Origin of the sequence: Herbaspirillum huttiense, from assembly GCF_004367745.1 — a bacterium.
Classification (GTDB): domain Bacteria; phylum Pseudomonadota; class Gammaproteobacteria; order Burkholderiales; family Burkholderiaceae_D; genus Herbaspirillum; species Herbaspirillum huttiense.
The window spans coordinates 2,617,739-2,632,518 of sequence record NZ_CP037993.1 but is presented as its reverse complement, the minus strand read 5'-3'; the positions used below and the strand labels follow the sequence as shown (position 1 = coordinate 2,632,518).

Sequence of the window (14,780 nt, the reverse complement as noted above, 5' to 3'; positions counted from 1 at the left end):
TCATCATCGCTCCCTCCACGACATCAGCGAGCCCGCCGCATTCTGATTTACCGCCCATCAATGTTCAGGGCGAGATGAAAGCAAACGCATGCCTACCCGAAGAAAGAGAGTCCGTGCGGGCAGAGCTACCGAATGGCTGCTCTACGGGCTTGGTGCAGGATGCGATTAAGTATCGCAACAGCGCAGCGTCCACTCATCAGAACTTGCTAGACACCCCCAACCCCCACTTGCGTTCCGCATCCCCGCTATCGGGCAGCAAGCCGTTCGAATAATCCAGGCTCAGGCCCACGTTCTGGTTGAAGTTGTAAGTCAGCACCGACTTCCAGTAATGAATGCTGCGATTGCCCTGCAAAGCCTTCAACCCGGTATAGGTCGTGGTGAAATCAAATGGCAAGGCCGGATTGGTGGAAGACAGCGTGAACCCCGCCTGCGCCCCCAGTCGGATGAAATCCCGGTGCTGGTCGTAGACATCCGGATCCCCCCGGTTGATGTAGATACCGTTACGGCTCTGGCCGATCAGAATCGGCTTGAACGCCAGCCCGTTGTTCCAGCGCAGGAAATCGTTGAGCACGCCCGGGCGAACCGGCGTGAGCGTGAAGTTGACCGTCAGCAGGCGGCTGCCGTCGGTATTGTTGACCAGGTAGTCGGGACGCGCCGTCAGATCCTCCGTATTGGCCGTATCCGCATGCGCGAAGTGAAAGGCGGACAGCATCCCGATCTGGCTGGTGCGCGTCGTGGTGATCTCGGGATTGCCCGTGTCATAGGTGGTCACCCGGTTCTGCTTGAAGCCCACATAAGGCACCGCCTCATAGGTGCTGCCCGGCTCGCCCATGGGCCGCTTGTCCAGCGAATATCCGGCAAACACCACAACATCATTGGTACGCGATTGCGCCACATCGTCATTGGCCAGCGACACCCTGGCCCGATCGACCGAGGCGAAAGCCGCCTTGTTGCGATGATCGATGGAAAGCTGGTCAGGATTGCCGCGAATGCGTACATGGTCTATCCAGCCCGCCTGCTGAGCCTCCTGAGCCTGCGCCGTGGCTGGCGCGGCAGGTGCGGCCGCTGGCGTCGATGCAGGAGCCGGTGCCACGCCCATGCGCAAGGCGGCATCTGCATGGGCCAGCCGAGGACTGGCATCGGCCGTCGTGCAGCGCAAGGCCACGCGGCTGTTGTCGCGGAAGAAGGCGATGACATCGCTGCGGCCACTAGGCTGGAAACGGGCATCCTTGCCATCCAGCAGCGATTGCACATCGGCCGCCATGTGGTCGACGTTGCAGCTGTCGCCCTGGCAGGCCTGTCCCCCTGACTTTTCCGTGGCGCGCTTTTGCAGCAGCCAGGCGACCAGCGCACGCGGCGAGTTCAGCGGCGCTGGCTCCTTGCCGACCGACAGATAGGCGGTACTCACGGGATAGGTACGGATCAGCGTGGCAGCCAGCTGGTCCTTGTCCAGCGTTTGCTCGGTGTTGCAGAAACCTGCGGAATCAGCGGCATGGGCCGGGTTCAGGCAGAAGGGAGCGGCCAGCAGGATGGCGGCGACAGGGAGAGGGAATCGTCGTTGCATCGGATCGAAGGGAGTCAATACAGAAAAAGCGGGAGGAATGTGATGCGGACTTCAGGTCCGGCAAAAACAGCAAGGGCCGGGAAGACCGGCCCAAGTCAATGCGAATTCAGCCCTGCGCCAGCGGCAGCCCGGGCAGCGGACGCAGTTCCAACTGGCCCAGCAGATACGGCTGGATCATCAGCTTGTAGCTCTCCAGGTCAAAACCCTTGAGACTGGCGGCCGGACGGCTGGCCAGTTGGCGGTTGTCCCGGTCCAGCGAGCCCAGATAACGCCAATGATCGATGACATGCACCTGCTGCCAGCCATCACCCTGCTCTACCAGGGCCATCGGGCCAGCGTAAGGCCAAGGCAGGATGCGCAAGTCTTCCAGCGCCTGCATCAGGCGCTGCTGGTGCTGTTCATGCGTTTCTTCACCGGTGCAGGCACCGCGGCAACGGCGGATCTGGCGGCCGAAGCAGGCCATGCCGATGCCATCGGGCTGCTCCAGACCGGTGGCAATGGAGCACAGGCCATGGCGCTCGACCATCTTTTGCAGGGCTTCCTGCGCCGCGCGCTCGCTGGTATAGATGCCGAACAGATTCTCGGCACGGCTGAATTCACGTTCCTCAACCTGGGCCACCTGCGGCTGGCCGACCTCGTTCAGGCGCAAGGTGAACAGTCCACGCTTGGTGCGCTGCTTCTTGTTGTGCGACGGACGCAGATCACGCAGCAGGCTGCTTTCCAGCAGGGCAGCGCCCAGCTCACCGGCGGTGCGACGGCATTCGATGCGGCGGGTCTGGCCGATCAGGAATTGTTCTTCATGATTGTGCAAATGGGCCAGCACGCGGCTGCGCAGGTTCACGCTGCGGCCCACGTACAAAGCCTGATCGTTCACACCACGCAAAATGTAGACGCCGCAGGCTGCGGGCAATGCTTCAATGCTGGCGCGGTCGATATGCAGCGGATAGCTGAACGTGGCAGCGCGATGGGCCGCCGGCTGCGGTGCATTGAAGGTGGCGCGGGGCAAGCCCGCGTGGCGCAGGCCGCGCTGCCCTTCCTGTTCCAGCAGGCGGTCCACCAGTGCCGCCGGCAACTTGCGCGGCTGGGCAACGTGCAGCGCAGCGGGAGCCTGAGGCATCAGGCCCGGCATCACGGCTTGCAAGGGGCGGGTAAACAGCTGGGTCAGCGAAGTGCGGTGGCTGATGGTATTCATGGCGCTGGCCAAATCCTTCTTGTTGTTCATGTCACGGCGGGGCGTGCTCTGTCAGGTTGCAAACGGACCGGCTAGCCGCGTCCATCAAGTTAAAGTGGATTATGAAGTTTGCCCTTGTCATCCACAGTCGGCAGGAAGATGAACCGCGTGTAGGACATCACCTCCTTGTTGAGCTTGCCGGCCGGCTCAGGCCGGATCGAAGGCATCGAGCATGGCGAGCGTCAGGCGCTGCGGTGACTTGTGGAAATCGGCCCAAGGGTCGCTGTGGGACAGGCTTTCCAGCCTTTTCCGCATGGCGGAGACCCGAAAATGGTCGGCCTGCACGCCCTGCTCCAGCTCTTCCCAGGTGATCGGCACCGACACCGGCGCGCCGTCGCGGGCGCGCACCGAATACGCCACAACCGTAGTGGCACCGGGCGCATTGCGCAGGTAGTCGATGAAGATCTTGCCAGTGCGGGCAGCCTTGCTCATGCGGGCGATGAAACGATCCGGCAGCAGGCGCGCCAGGTGCGCCGCCAGGCGGTGTGCCCAGTCCTTGATGACGTCCCAGTCGTGTTCCGGACGAATTGGCACCATGACATGCAAGCCCTTGCCGCCGGAAGTCTTCAAAAAACAGCTCAGGCCAAGCTCCTCCAGCAGCCCCCGTACCAGTTGCGCACCCTCCACCACCGTATCCCAGGGCACATCAGGTGCCGGATCGAGGTCGAACACCACCCGGTCCGGCTTGTCCAGCGCCCGCCCGGTGGCCCCCCAGGCGTGCAGCTCCAGGACGCCCATCTGGACGGTGGCGACCAGTCCGGCGACGTCGTTGACCATCATGTAGCGGGCCGTACCCTCGCCTTCCGGCACTTCTATGGTCTCGATGGCGTCCGGCATGCCCTGGCCAGTGTGTTTCTGGAAGAAGCACTTCCCGGCATGGCCATCCGGGCAGCGCACCAGGGATAGCGGGCGCTGCTTGAGTTCGGGCAGGATCCAGGGCGCAACGCTCTGGTAGTAGCGCGCCAGTTCCAGCTTGGTCAGGCCGGTATCGGGGAACAGGATCTTGCCGGGATGCGTCAGTTTGACGCCCTCCACCATCACGGGCCTGGACAGGTCTTGGGCGCTGCGGCGGGCGGGCGCTTTCGGCTTCGCTTCCGCGTTCTCGGGATGGACCTCATCAGAGGCGCTTCCCGGCGTTTCCCTGACGATCTCCTCCGGTGCCTTGTCCTCGCGCAGCGCTACGAAGCTCCCGTGACGCAGGATGCCGGACTTGGTCCACTGGGCGAATTTCACCTCTGCCACCAGTTCCGGCTTCAGCCAGTGCACGCCACGCCGCTGCTGCCCGGTCGGCGGATTGACGAAGGCAGGCTGGTCCTGTTCGCGCTGGCGGAACTGCTTGAGCATGCTGCCCAGCAAGCGTTCGTCGAAGCCCGTGCCCACGCGGCCGGCATATTGCAGTTGCCCTTGTTCGTCATGCACACCCACCAGGATGGCCCCGAAGCCGCTGCGCTGTCCGGCCGGCTCGGTATAACCCGCGATAACGAACTCCTGCCGATGTTCGCACTTGACCTTGATCCAGTTGCGGTCGCGCCGCCCGCTATAGGGCGCATCGGCCCGCTTGACCACGATGCCTTCCATCCCGTGCTGGCACGCGTGGCGAAATACTTCATCTGCGTGGCCGGCGATATGCTCGCTGTAGAGCAGCAAGCCCTGTTCATCGCCACCCGGAATCACCTCGCGCAACAACTCTTTGCGCTGGTGCAGCGGGAGTTGGCGCACGTCATGGCCATTCAGGTACAGCAGGTCGAAGGCGTACAGGGCCAGGCGGATGCCGTTGGCCTGCTGGCGGTCGCCGCGCACCAGATTTTGCAGGGCCTCGAAACTGACACGGCCGTCGACATCCAGTGCCACCACCTCGCCGTCGATCCAGGCCTGATCCACCGGCAGCTTTGCCAGCGCCTCCACCAGGATGGGCCAGCGATGGCTCCAGTCCAATCCTTCCCGGGTATGGATGGCAGCCCGGCCGCTCTCGATGCGGCACAGGCCGCGATAACCGTCGAACTTCAGTTCGGAAAGCCATTCCTCGCCCTGGGGTGCGGTGTCGGCGAGCGTGGCTAACTGCGCGTCCATGCGTTCGGGCATGTCACTCATGGATTGCACGGGTGAAGGCGCGATGGCCTTGCCGGCAGAGGGCGTATCCCCCTGGTCCTTCACGCTTTCCGGGCGCAGGTCGGTGATGGCGGCGGCTGCACCGGTGCGGGCGGCGTCATCTTCTTCCTTGATGAGCAGCCAATTCTCCTTGCCATCCTCGGCGGGCTTGCCCATGCGCACCAGCGCCCAGCGGCCTTGCAGTTTCTCACCCGTGAGCAGGAAGCTGAGATGGCCTTTCCTGAGCCCGGCCTGCGGATCGCCATGCGGTTGCCACTGGCCGCGATCCCACAGCACCACATGTCCGGCACCGTACTGGTGGGCCGGGATATCGCCTTCAAACGTGCCGTAATCAAAAGGATGGTCTTCGACCCGCACGGCGAGCCGCTTGTCATGCGGGTCCAGGCTCGGGCCCTTGGGAACGGCCCAGCTCTTGAGTACGCCATCGAGTTCCAGCCGGAAGTCGTAATGCAGCCGACGTGCATGATGGCGCTGGATGAAGAACTGCAAGCCTTCCGGTGAGGCCTGCTTGCCCTGCCGCGGGGCAGACTGAGCGTGGCCGGACGGCTCGGGCGTGATGCTGAAATCACGCTTGGCATGGTAACGATCCAGTGCGGAAGACGACCGGCTCATGCCTGCGCCCTCCTGGCGTTGGCGCGCGCAGGCGTGCTGCGCGCCGTACTCTTGCTGGCGGCGGCCTTGCTACGGGGCGACGCCTTGCTGCGGGTCGCCGTTCGGGACTCGCTCTTGGCCGCGCTGCTGCGTTTGGCAGGCTTGCGGTCGGCCATCTTGTGGACCTTGGCAGTGCTTTCTTCAGCCTTGTCTTTCGGGGCTGGCTTGGATTTGCCTCGTCCATCCAGACTGCTCTTGAGCAAGGCCATCAGGTCCACCACCTTCGCGCCCGAAGTAGCTGGCGCAGCGGCCTCATCGGGTTCGGCCACCGCATGCGTCTGGCGGCTCTTGATCTTCTTCTTGATGAGCGCCAGCACGTCATCACGATAGGTATCGTGGAACTGGCCGGGCTCCCAATCGGAAGACATGTGATCCACCAGCGCCCGCGCCATCTCGACTTCCTGCTTGGTCACGGCGGATTTCTTCGATTTTCGTGACGGCACCGGCAAGTCATCCGGTGCCCGCAATTCGCTGGGATAGCGCAAGGTGATCAGTTGCAGCATGTCGCCTTGGGGAATCAGGGCGGCCAGATGCTGCCGGGTACGGATGACAATCTGGGCAATGGCCATCTTGTCGCTGGCCAGCAGGGTTTCGCGCAACAAGGCGTAGGCCTTGTCGCCACCCTTGGCCGGGGCCAGGAAATACGGCTGCTCGTAGTAGAGGATGGGGACTCGCTCACGCTCCACGAAGCTCTGGATGTCGATGCTCTGGGTGGCCTCCACATTGGCCTGGCGCAAATCTTCATCGGACATGAGGACGAACTTGCCCTCCTCGTACTGGTAGCCCTTGATGATGTTTTCCCAAGGGACTTCGCGCCCGGATTTCTTGTTGTAGCGCTTGTAGCCCACCGGGGACAGGTCGCGCTTGTCGAGCAGGGTGAAATCCAGCTCATCGTGTTTTTCGGCGGTATAGAGTTCGACCGGGATATTGATCAGCCCGAAGCTGATGGCTCCCTTCCACAGTGCGCGTCGCATCGCTTCCTCCGCAAGTTCGCTGATGCGCCGATTATCAAATCGCCCCCGCCGCCGCGCAGTCGGACTGCCGATGAAGCCCGCGTAGGAATGTGCCGCTCCCGCCCGCCATGGCGCGCCTTGCTGCCTCCCGCCCGGTCTTCTCCTACATGGATTTACCGCACATGCCGATACAGGCCCGGCACTGCCGGACTTACTCTTGAGCGATTCCCTCCCCCTCCCAGGAGCCGCCATGCCCGCTACCGTTGCAGACATCCTCATCGACACGCTCTACGAGATCGGCGTGCGCCAGATCTTTGGCGTCGTCGGTGATGCTTTGAATCCCCTGACCGACGCCATCCGCCGTGACAAGCGCATCGAATGGATCGGTGTACGCCACGAAGAAGGTGCCGCCCTGGCCGCCGCCGGCCAGGCCAAACTGACCGGCCGCCTGGCCGTGTGCTGCGGCACCACCGGCCCCGGTGCCAACCACCTGGTGGCCGGGCTCTACGAAGCCCGCAAGGACCACGCGCCGGTGCTGGCCATTTCAGGCGGTGTGCCCGCAGCCAAGCGCGGCACCGACTATTTGCAGGAAAATTCACCCGACATGCTGTTCCGCGATGTGGCTGCCTACAGCCAGGTCATCACCAGCCCGGAACAGGCCCCTGCCGTGTTCCACCAGGCCATCGCCCAGGCCTATGCACAGCGCGGCGTAGCGCACCTGAACATTCCTGCAGACATCATCGGAGCCAAGGTCAGCGGCACCGTCCCCAGCATTCATACGCTGCGTGAGCGCAGTGAACTGGCCCCGCCGGCCGCCGAGATTGCCGCTGCGGCTGAACTGATCAATGCCGCCGGCTCGGTGGCCATCTTCGCCGGCAATGGCTGCCGCGGTTCCATCGACCAGGTGCTGGCCCTGGCCAGCAAGCTGCAGGCTCCGGTCATGCATACCTTCCGAGCCAAGGATCTGGTGGCTTACGACCATCCGCACTGGATCGGTGGCGTCGGCCTCATCGGCGGCGCGCCAGGCACTGATGCCCTGCATGGTGCAGAGGTGATGCTGATGCTGGGCTCGGATTATCCGTATTCGGAATTCCTGCCGACCAAAGCCAAGATCATCCAGATTGACGAACGCGGTTTCGTGCTCGGCCGCCGCGCCCCGGTCACGCTGGGCATTACCGGCTCGGTCGGACCGGCCGTGCAAGCCTTGCTGGAAAAGGTCGACGGCAAGACCGATGGCAGTTTCCTGCAGAAAGCCAATGCCGATCGTGAACGCTGGAACAGCAAGCTGGACAGCGCCGCCGAGATCAAGCGCCATCACAAGAAGATCAAACCGCAAAGCGTGGCCCGCGCCCTGAGCGATCTGGCTGACGACGATGCCCGCTTCGTCATCGATACCGGCGTGGTCACGCTCTGGTGCGGCAACTGGATCCGCCAGCGCGGCCGGCAGCGCCTGCTGGCCTCGTTCAACAATGCCGCGGTCGGCACTTCGCTTGGCCAGGCCAATGGCATCCAGGCACTGGACCGCGAACGACAGGTGATCGTGGGCGTGGGTGACGGCGGCTTCACCATGCTGCTGGGTGAGTTCATGACCAGCGTGGAGCACAAGCTGCCGGTAAAGGTGATCGTCTTCAACAACCGTGAATGGGGCCTGGTGCATCTGGAGATGGAAGAAGCCGGCATGCCTGCCTTCGAGGGCTCGGAATTCCCCAATGCCGACTTCGCCGCCTTCGCCCGGGCCTGTGGCGGCCAAGGTTTCACTGCGCGCGCCCCGGAAGAGTTGCAGGAGAGCCTGCAGCAACTGCTGGCCGCGCCTGGCCCGGCGGTGCTGGATGTTTTCATCGATCCGTCGGAGCTGCCCGTCATGCCGCACATCAAGATGGAGCAGATCTGGAAATTCGGCCTGGCCAAGGTCAAGGAAAGCCTGATTGCCATGCAAGGAGGATGAACCATGGAGGCCATCGAACAACAACGAGAAGAGTACGCCAGGCAGCTGCGCCTGCGTTTCGAGCAATACAAGCGCTGGGCCATCGAGCACTGGCCGGTGGCGGAACAGCCGCTGGACGACAGCGCGTTCATTGCGGCCGAACGTGAACTGGATCTGCTCACCGGCACCATGCTGCACCCGGGCCGCAAACCCGACGGCATTCCCGCCAGCGGCGCGCAGCAAGCACAGTTCGAAGACGTGACTCCGGCCCCCTGGCCGTGAAATCTGCGCGGGGAGAAATCTTCCTCGCGCATTCTTACGTGCGGTTGCGCCTCCCGCTTATAGGGGGGCAGCGGCAGGCGCAGTAAGCTTCATCTCACAGGCTGACCGCTTGCCAGCCCATTCCATCAGACCAGAAGGAGAACAGCATGAGCGAAAGCAAAACCGGCAAGGACCATCGTCCCAACCAGTACGACACGCCGTCCGAAGTAACGCTGGATGAGGCCAATGAGATGAGCTTCCCCGGCAGCGATCCGGTGTCCACCTCCAACATCACGCGCATCGAAAAGGCGCCCGAGATGGACAAGGCCAAGGACGACCACCAGAACAGCCACCGGGTCAAGGAAAACACCCCCAAGGCCAACTGATCCAGTTGCGCCCGATTTCTGGGCGGCCGGTGCATGCCGGCCGCTTTTTTATTTGATGAAGGGAGAACCATGATGAGCAATCGCTACAACCAATTGAAGGTCGCCGTGCTGGTGACCGATGGCTTCGAGCAGGCCGAACTGCTGGAACCGAAAAAGGCGCTGGAAGCCGCCGGCGCGACGGTCCACATCCTCTCCGACAAGAGTGACAGCGTGCAGGGCTTCAAGCACGTGGACAAGGGCGAAGTGGTCAGTGTCGATGGCAGTCTGGATAGCGCCAATCCGGCTGATTATTCCGCCGTGCTGCTGCCGGGTGGCGTGGTCAATGGCGACGCCATGCGCCTGCTGCCCGAAGCCCGCAATTTCGTACGCGCCGCCAATGATGCGGAAAAGCCCATCGCCTCCATCTGCCATGGCGGCTGGCTGCTGATCTCGGCGGGCATCGCCAAGGGCCGCACGGTCACCAGTTGGCCCAGCCTGCAGGATGACTTCAAGAATGCGGGTGGCCAGTGGGTCGACCAGGAAGTGGTGCGGGACGAAAACTTCGTGTCCTCGCGCAAACCCGCCGATATCCCGGCCTTCAACAATGAATTCATGAAACTGCTGGATGAGCAGCAGCGCCGTGAACAGCGCCAGCAACCCGCCGACGCTGCAGGCGATGGCTCCATCTCTGCCGGCGGCTCCTCCAAACCGCAATTGTCGGAGAAAGGCAGTGCCCCGGCCGCACCGCCCAACCATGAAAGCGAAGCCTTTGCGGTCGCCCATGGCGAATCGGCGCAAAGCGATGGTTAAGCACGGTTTCAGGCTGATATGAAGGAAAGTGAAAATCGAGGGCTAGCCCCTCGATTTTTTATGGCCGGGCGACGGGTTGGCTCTGAAGCGCGCGCCTGTTGCGTGAAGGAATTGACCAAAACTGCCAGCCCTGAAAACGAGCATGCCGCCCGGACCACGCCGGACGGCATTGACACCACCAAGGATGCCAGGCAAATGGCCGGCATCCATCGGCGGCCTAACCCCTCTGTTCCGCTTGATGCTTGTGCATGGCTTCGGCGAGCAGTGCCAGGGCAGCCTTCTCGGCCGCTTTACGTTTCTTGCAGATACGCACCGGTTGCGCACCGAGGTCCAGCAAATCCATATGCCAGAGTTCATCGATACGGGTATCGATGTAGGCAACGTATTTGTGCTTGTCCAGCTTGGTGACACGCGGCATGAAGTGACCGGCTTGCTGCTGTTCGACGGAGCGGGCGAAGTGTTTCATGGCAAGTCTCCTGGGCACACGGGCGTGAGGGGGGGACGGCATGACAGGGGGCGGGAGTGAAGCTGACTACAGCTTAGTCGATCAACGCCGCAAGGGAAGGTTTATTTCATTTGCAGTGCTGATCGACTGAAGGGATGATGATTATTTCTTGGCAGCATCCACGGTTTTCTTCAGGTCACGGCCCATCTGCAGGTGTTCCTGCAGGCCCGGCAGCGTCTTGGCGGCAAAAGTCTTCACATCCGGATCTTGGGCTTCCTTGGACGACTTCTGGAACAGCTTGACCGCATCTTCATGTGCAGAGACACCAATCATGCTGGCATAGCGCTTGTCGAAGGTATTGCCCTTGAGCTTTTCCAGGATGGCGATCTTGGCGCGCTGGGCCATGCTGGGTTCAGCCGGCAGGGTGACATCCTTGCTGGAGGCCAGTTGCTTGAGCTGCTCGTCGACCGTGGTGTGCTGGTCGATCATTTTCTGGGCGTAATCCTTGACGGCCTGGTTGCTGCTCTTTTCGAGCGCGATCTTGCTGGCTTCGATTTCAGCGTGGCCGGCTTCGGCGGCGTTGGTCATGAAGCTCTTGTCCTTGCTGTTCACGGACTCGGCCGCGGCATTGAAGGACAAGGCTGCACCAGCGAGCATCAGAACGCCGGCACCGATCAGGCGGCGGCTGGCACAGGTGTGCAGGCGGGATTGAATATTCTGGGTACGTTGCATGAAAGGCTCCTTGTCGTGTGGATGATGGATCAGCTTCTGCCCCATTCGGGGCTGCCATGTTTTCACTGTAGTCAGGAAGCGCGGCGGCTTGCATCAGACAGCGCCAATGACCGATGTAAGAATCGATGAGCCGCATGGCGCCTGGCTCTCTCGTGACTCACTGCTGTCGGCGGCGATTGCGCAGATACAGCACCTGCCCCAGCAATGCGGTGAAGAGCAGGAACACATTGGAGACCACGAACACCCAGTCCCCTTGCAGGACGCTGTAGGCGACGAAGCCGGTAGAAGCCGCCAGTTGGCCCGCGAAGAGCCAGTGCGAGACCCCCTGGGTGGAGCGGCTGCGCCACTGTTCATAGACCTGGGAGGAAATGGTGAACAGGAGGATGAGGGTCGCGCCCCAGCCGATGAGGTCGGTAATGTGATCGGACATGATGGTCGATATGAGCCCGTGAAGGCCCGGCAAGCGAATGGTGTGCCGATGGTGGACCAAGCCGGCAGCGGCCACAGTCGGCCAGCGCCGCGACGCGGTGTAGGAAGTTTCCCCGGCAGCCCTGCAACGCAGGTCGGCGCATTCGCACGGCCCTGCGCGAATTGGCCGACCCGACAAAGGGCGCATGTGGCATTGCGGCATCGGCGTCACTTCCCTAGTCTGGAGTGGAAGTCGGGATCCCCCTTTACAGCCATTTCATCCACTCAGGAGGTCAACATGCACGCTACCCGAACCATTGCCGACGTCATGACACGCGGTGCCCATACCTTGAGCCCGGATGATTCCGTCATCCGTGCCGCCCAGGCGATGGAGTCACTGGACGTAGGCGCCCTGCCCGTCTGCGATGCCCAGCACAATCTGGTCGGCCTGGTCACCGACCGCGACATCGTCCTGCGCGCCGTGGCCCGCAATCGCCTTTCCGAGAGCCTGCCGCTGACCGAGGTAATGAGTCACGAGGTCCTGTGGTGCTACGAAGATGAGCCGGTGGATGATGTGCTGGACGATATGGTGCAGCGCCAGATCCGCCGCCTGCCCGTGATGGACCGCCAGAAGAATCTGGTCGGCATGGTGAGCCTGGGCGACGTCGCCGCCAAGACCCAGAATCGCGGCGTGGGCAACGCGCTGGCGGAGATTTCCTTGCCCGCTGCACCGGTGCGTCCGGCACAGGAAGTGTCGCCTTCTGGCGACTTCGAATTGCCGGAAGTGCGCAATAGTGACATGCACGAGGTCAATATCGGCCACAAGTAGTGCTGGCGCGGATTTGCGGCGCGTTCGAAGGGGTGCGATGTAGGTGTTTTCCTACGCGTTTATTGGACACTGTCCGATCTTCTTTTTTGCGCTGCATCGCTACTATGCATCTCAACGAACTCGAAACCGAGGACCCCACATTCCGATACGAACGTCCCCCTCCGTCGTGTCATGAATACAGTCCATCCCCCATCGGTTTATCCCCACGAGTCGTTTTCATAAGCAGAAATTCTCCGGCGATTCCCCCGATCCCCGGCGTCTTATATCCCTCCCCCTCAGGCCGCCTCCCCAGGCGGCCTTTTTTTTATCTTCATGTTTATCCGCATTGGTTTCTTCACCTGAAGAATGGTTCGCATGGTTCGCATGGTTCGAATGATTCAGTTGCCCTGTCCGGCGATAAACGCCAGCGCATCGGCATAAGCCAGTTCGCTGGTCGTGCGCAACATCGGGCAGACATGGGTGGAGACCGGCTCCTGCGGCGCTTGCGGGGAAGCGCCGATGAGTACGATGCCGCGAAAGCCGCCTTCCTCGGATTGCTGCACGCCTGGCTGCATGACCGGTCCTCCTTGCGCATCGGCCACGGGGCCGCTCAGTTCGCCCAGATGGTGACCGCCGGGAATGTCGATGGGAATGCTCATGGTGTGCTCCTCTGTTCAAGGTGAGAGACCTGGCAGGAAGAAACCTGTGCGGCCCGCGCCACTGACGCAGGTCAGGCAATGCAGCCTCTTTCCCCGCGCCGGGCCAGGAAGAAGTATTCTTGTCAGCATAAGAAACACTGAAGGCAAAGGCAGCAAGAAGCCACCGGCACTCTGCGTAGGAAGCGGCGAAGATGAGTCTCTCCGGGGGGACAGGAGAGGCAGACGTTGCGCAGGGGTGGCTGGGGGATGCTGTCGCCTGGGGTGCTTGCCTCTCTGTCTGGAACCGTCATGCCCATCAATTACCTGCGCCGTCTGACCAGTCCGGCGCGCACCGATCTCTCCAACCGCCATCTGGGGCGTTCGCTGGCCTTCATCGCCGGCGCCGTCAATGCAGGCGGTTTCCTGGCCGTGGGCCAATACACCTCGCACATGTCGGGCATCGTCTCCTCGCTGGCCGACAACCTGGTGCTGGGGGAAACCCTGCTGCTGGTGGCCGGCGCCAGTGCCTTGCTGTCGTTCCTGCTGGGAGCGGCCTGTTCGGCGGTGATGATCAATTGGGCCAGGCGGCGCGGCCTGCACAGCGAATACGCCATGCCGCTGATGCTGGAGGCGATGCTGTTACTGTGTTTTGGCATCCTCGGCAGCAATCTGGAAAATCACCGGCTGCTGTTCGTGCCGGTGACCGCGGCCTTGCTGTGCTTCGTGATGGGTCTGCAAAATGCCATGATCAGCAAGATTTCGCGATCAGAGATCCGTACCACCCACGTCACGGGCCTGGTCACCGACATCGGCATCGAGATCGGCAAAATGTGCTACTGGACCCTGGCCCCCCGCCAGCCCCATGAGGCGGTGACGGAAGATCCCGTGCCGGGTGCGCGGCGCAAGTTCATGCTGCTGTCCTCGCTGTTGCTGATGTTCTTCCTGGGGGGCGTGACGGGTGCTTTTGGCTTCAAGGCGCTGGGCTTCCTGGCGACCATGCCGCTGGCAGCCGCATTGTTCCTGCTGGCGCTGGTGCCGATGATGGATGATCTGGCACGCAATTGAAGCCTCCCATCGGAGGCGGGCTGCAGGCAACAAAAAAGGCGCTCAACGCGCCTTTCGTTTTATTGTTATCGACTAGGTGCACCGCCCGGTTCCTGAAGCCAGTGGAGCGCAGGGTCCTTCGTTGGAACGGCTGCCTGATGCGATCAGGGTCCTGGTACGGCGGCTGAGTCTGCCTGAGATGGCCGCTGGGGCCGCTTTCTCAGCCTTGCTGCTGGGGATTGCTGTCGGACTGCTGCGGCTGCTGGGCGCCATTGCCCTCTTGCGGCGTGCTCTGGTTCATTTGCGGCTGGGCCGATGCACTGGCGCCATTGCCACCATTGCCGTTCTGAGCAGCGGCGGCCGCGGCGGCATTCTTGCGGCCATGGCTGTTCAGACCACCCTTGCGTCCGGCTTCCCGGGCTTCGGCGGAGGTGAACTCATGGGCGGCACCCTTGGCGTGAGCGGCCTTGCCTCCCATGCTGGCGATCTGGCGCTGTTTCTCCCTATCCATGGCGGCGAAGCCGCGATTGCTGTTCCCCGGATTTTGTGAATTTGCCATGTGTGACTCCTTGTCTTGGATGATCGAATGGAGCAGACATTTGTCATTCGCCGCCCTCTTGCTCTGCGCGAGCATGCAAATGACAACCCAACTTTTGTCCACATCTGCAGTGTAGAAAGCCTCACCGATCCTCACTATCGGAAGAGCTCTTCTGCCAAGGTCAGCAATGGCTGTCGGACATGTAGGAAAAACTGAAGATGAGCTTGTATTTTCGGTATCAATTGCCGATGGATCAGCGATCTTCGGCATTGCTTTCAGGAAATTTCACGTGATTGAAA

At 62.1% G+C, this 14,780-nt stretch carries 14 protein-coding genes and 1 pseudogene; 6 read left to right on the top strand and 9 right to left on the bottom strand.

All coding sequences use genetic code 11. From position 1 onward, the window contains the following. Nucleotides 1–196: 196 nt before the first annotated feature. From E2K99_RS11925 to ku, 4 genes are all read right to left on the bottom strand, one after another. Nucleotides 197–1,564 (bottom strand): hypothetical protein, encoded by a 1,368-nt coding sequence (locus E2K99_RS11925; protein WP_205703778.1) that lies wholly within the window; start codon nt 1,562–1,564, stop codon nt 197–199. A gap of 106 nt (nt 1,565–1,670) precedes the next feature. Continuing rightward, nucleotides 1,671–2,756 carry a nucleotide excision repair endonuclease gene (locus E2K99_RS11920; protein ID WP_240733894.1) on the bottom strand — a complete coding sequence of 362 codons (1,086 nt, stop codon included), beginning with the start codon at nt 2,754–2,756 and terminating at the stop codon, nt 1,671–1,673. 186 nt (nt 2,757–2,942) lie between these two features. Continuing rightward, nucleotides 2,943–5,516 (bottom strand): DNA ligase D, encoded by a 2,574-nt coding sequence (ligD, locus tag E2K99_RS11915; protein ID WP_134222337.1) that lies wholly within the window; start codon nt 5,514–5,516, stop codon nt 2,943–2,945. After that, nucleotides 5,513–6,529, bottom strand: coding sequence for a non-homologous end joining protein Ku (ku, locus tag E2K99_RS11910; protein WP_134222336.1), 1,017 nt, complete (start codon nt 6,527–6,529; stop codon nt 5,513–5,515). The genes ligD and ku overlap by 4 nt, the downstream gene beginning before the upstream one ends. A gap of 229 nt (nt 6,530–6,758) precedes the next feature. Here ku and E2K99_RS11905 point away from each other — a divergent pair, with 229 nt between their 5' ends. The 4 genes and pseudogenes from E2K99_RS11905 to E2K99_RS11890 all read left to right on the top strand — a co-directional run. Beyond that, a complete protein-coding gene (locus tag E2K99_RS11905) occupies nt 6,759–8,453 on the top strand; it encodes a thiamine pyrophosphate-binding protein (protein ID WP_134222335.1) in 1,695 nt (564 codons plus the stop codon). A gap of 3 nt (nt 8,454–8,456) precedes the next feature. Beyond that, nucleotides 8,457–8,714: a hypothetical protein gene (locus tag E2K99_RS11900; RefSeq protein ID WP_134222334.1), complete on the top strand. Its 258-nt coding sequence runs from the start codon at nt 8,457–8,459 to the stop codon at nt 8,712–8,714. 146 nt (nt 8,715–8,860) lie between these two features. Beyond that, a complete protein-coding gene (locus E2K99_RS11895; protein ID WP_121040144.1) occupies nt 8,861–9,079 on the top strand; it encodes a hypothetical protein in 219 nt (72 codons plus the stop codon). 72 nt (nt 9,080–9,151) lie between these two features. Continuing rightward, a pseudogene (locus E2K99_RS11890) lies at nt 9,152–9,700 on the top strand (type 1 glutamine amidotransferase domain-containing protein); the annotation flags it as partial. A 385-nt stretch (nt 9,701–10,085) separates the two neighbouring features. Here E2K99_RS11890 and E2K99_RS11885 read toward each other — a convergent pair. The 3 genes from E2K99_RS11885 to E2K99_RS11875 all read right to left on the bottom strand — a co-directional run bounded on the left by E2K99_RS11885 (nt 10,086) and on the right by E2K99_RS11875 (nt 11,475). After that, entirely contained in the window at nt 10,086–10,334 is a 249-nt protein-coding gene (locus E2K99_RS11885) for a hypothetical protein (RefSeq protein ID WP_121040142.1), read from the bottom strand. A 141-nt stretch (nt 10,335–10,475) separates the two neighbouring features. Next, entirely contained in the window at nt 10,476–11,045 is a 570-nt protein-coding gene (locus tag E2K99_RS11880; protein WP_134222333.1) for a DUF4142 domain-containing protein, read from the bottom strand. Between the two features lie 157 nt (nt 11,046–11,202). Beyond that, on the bottom strand, nt 11,203–11,475 hold the full coding sequence (locus E2K99_RS11875) for a PQ-loop repeat-containing protein (protein WP_205703777.1): 273 nt from the start codon (nt 11,473–11,475) through the stop codon (nt 11,203–11,205). Between the two features lie 276 nt (nt 11,476–11,751). On the opposite strand from E2K99_RS11875, the gene E2K99_RS11870 reads away from it, so the two are divergent. Beyond that, nucleotides 11,752–12,282, top strand: coding sequence for a CBS domain-containing protein (locus E2K99_RS11870; protein WP_134222332.1), 531 nt, complete (start codon nt 11,752–11,754; stop codon nt 12,280–12,282). A gap of 377 nt (nt 12,283–12,659) precedes the next feature. Here the strand turns inward: E2K99_RS11870 and E2K99_RS11865 are convergent, their stop codons facing one another. Next, nucleotides 12,660–12,920, bottom strand: a complete 261-nt coding sequence (locus tag E2K99_RS11865; RefSeq protein WP_134222331.1) for a hypothetical protein — start codon at nt 12,918–12,920, stop codon at nt 12,660–12,662. 288 nt (nt 12,921–13,208) lie between these two features. On the opposite strand from E2K99_RS11865, the gene E2K99_RS11860 reads away from it, so the two are divergent. After that, on the top strand, nt 13,209–13,964 hold the full coding sequence (locus E2K99_RS11860; protein WP_034336803.1) for a YoaK family protein: 756 nt from the start codon (nt 13,209–13,211) through the stop codon (nt 13,962–13,964). A gap of 199 nt (nt 13,965–14,163) precedes the next feature. On the opposite strand, the gene E2K99_RS11855 is transcribed toward E2K99_RS11860, so the two are convergent. Then, nucleotides 14,164–14,502: a KGG domain-containing protein gene (locus tag E2K99_RS11855; protein ID WP_034336800.1), complete on the bottom strand. Its 339-nt coding sequence runs from the start codon at nt 14,500–14,502 to the stop codon at nt 14,164–14,166. Nucleotides 14,503–14,780: the final 278 nt, after the last annotated feature.